Here is a 2,102-nt window from a genome sequence, read left to right on the forward strand (position 1 = left end):
CTCGTGAAACCAATCCAGTATTTACGGCCACTCAATTAGCCCTCTTCACCAGCCTTTCCGCTGTACCGCGTACATTTATCAATGCTTCGGCAGGTTATCTGATTGAAGCGATGGGTTACTTTAATTTCTACTGGCTGTGCTTCGCTTTGGGCATACCGGGCATGTTGCTGCTATTTAAAGTGGCACCATGGAATGGCGAAAAAGTGAGTAACTAGATTGCCAGTCTAAAACTTCTAGTAAAACAAAAGGCCGTCTGAATATTCAGACGGCCTTTATCATACAAAAACTTTATTCGGCAGCAGGTTTGACAGTACTGCGGACATCGCCGCTTTTTTCTTTATGTTTCAAAACAGCGCGGTCGAGTTTGTCCATCAAAACATCAATCGCGGCGTACATATCCTGTTCAATCGCTTCAACGTGCAAATCTTTGCCTGCCAGATGCGCATCGGCTTCAGCTTTTTGATTGACTTTTTCCACCGAGAGCGTAATGGTCACGGAGATGATGTTGTCAGCGTGGCGATTGATTCGTGCCAACTTGTCGGAAACATAGTTTTTGATGGCTTCGGTAACATCAAAATTCAGACCGGTGATTTTCAGATTCATGATACAGCTCCTTCGGTTGATTAGTCCGTCAAAACGGATCGGAATATATCTACTCGGTAAATTTTCGCTTGTGTGCCGGTGGGATGTCTAATGATTCTCTATATTTTGCAACTGTACGTCTGGCGATTTCAATGCCGCGTTGTTTTAATAATTTGACGAGGGTCTCGTCCGAATAGGGTTTGCTGCTGTCTTCGCTTTCAATCAGCTGGCTTAATACGGCTTTGATTGCGCCTTGGCTGAACCCTTCGCCGTCATCGTCGGCATTGACTGCCTGTGTGAAGAAATAGCGTAACGCAAACAGGCCGCGCGGGCAAGACAAATATTTCTGATTGGCGGCGCGCGAGATGGTACTTTCCGCCAAACCCAATTCGGCGGCGGCATCTTTCATCAGCATGGGCGACAGGCCGATTTCTCCGAAGATGAAAAAATCTTCCTGATTTTTGACGATATACTCGGCAAGGCGGAGGACCGTGCTTTTCCGCAGCTCCAAAGAATCAATGCGCTGCTTGGCTTCGTTGATTTTTTCCTTCCACTCCGGTGCGCCCTCTTCCGCTGATTTCATCAGGTCGCAATATTCCTGATTGAGCTGTAGCTTTGGCCAAGCCGCCTCATTGCTGATGACTTCCCAGCCGTCCTTGCCCTCTTTGACCCAAACGTCAGGCTGAATATAAGGCGTAGGCGTGGCAGAGGCGAAACCGTAGGCCGGATAGGGATTGAGCTCGGCAATCATATCGAGCGCGGCTTCTATGGTTTCACTGTCGGTATCGGGATAGAGTTTGCGGAAACGCAGAACATTTTGTTTGCGGTTTTTGCCTAAGTCTTGAAGCGAACTTTGCACCAAATGCGCGGCCATTTGTCTGGCAGGAGAAGCCGGCAAACGCATCAGCTGCAGCATAAGTGACTCGGTCAAATCCGCCGCCGCCACGCCGGGCGGATCAAAGGTTTGCAATATATCCAGTGCATTTTGCAGGGCTTCTTCGTCCAGCATCCATTCTAACGGCGTGTGATCGATAATTTCTTCGAGACTGTCGGTGAGGTAGCCTTGTTCGTCCAAAAAATCAATCAAGACATGAACATAGGCCGCTTCCACTTGCGAGAGCGGATGCTCGCACACTTGGGCATGCAGATAGTGTTTGAAATCCTCTTCTTCGGCGATGTTGCTCCAAATATCTTCGGCATCGTCGCCGCTCAACTGCTGACCCGCACGCGGCATGGTAACGGCACGATTGAGCCCGCTATCGGCAAACTCATCGGTTTCCGGACGCTCAAGCAGAGGATTGTCTAATAACCAGTCTTCCACTTCGCGCTCAAGCTCAAGACCCGACATCTGCAAGATACGCAGAGACTGCTGCAGCCGCTGGTTGAGCTGCTGGGTCTGTTTGAGTTTAAGGACGAGTGAAGACATAATGTTTTTTTCGAAGTGTATGGATAGTTTTTCAGACGGCCTTTGTACGGAGGGCCGTCTGAAAAACTAGGTTATAGGTATTATATTTGTATTC

The 2,102-nt window shown here is 48.8% G+C and carries 2 protein-coding genes and 1 pseudogene; 1 reads left to right on the forward strand and 2 read right to left on the reverse strand.

What is annotated here, in order from left to right:
* Positions 1-215 (forward strand): annotated as a pseudogene (locus ACTHUT_RS18715) (AmpG family muropeptide MFS transporter); the annotation flags it as partial.
* A 73-nt stretch (positions 216-288) separates the two neighbouring features.
* Here ACTHUT_RS18715 and hpf read toward each other — a convergent pair.
* Together hpf and rpoN are read right to left on the reverse strand one after the other, a co-directional pair.
* Positions 289-603, reverse strand: coding sequence for a ribosome hibernation-promoting factor, HPF/YfiA family (gene hpf, locus ACTHUT_RS18720; protein ID WP_003679851.1), 315 nt, complete (start codon positions 601-603; stop codon positions 289-291).
* Between the two features lie 49 nt (positions 604-652).
* On the reverse strand, positions 653-2,008 hold the full coding sequence (gene rpoN / locus ACTHUT_RS18725; RefSeq protein WP_188208774.1) for an RNA polymerase factor sigma-54: 1,356 nt from the start codon (positions 2,006-2,008) through the stop codon (positions 653-655).
* Positions 2,009-2,102: the final 94 nt, after the last annotated feature.

Source organism: Neisseria sp. P0022.S010 (assembly GCF_051956635.1).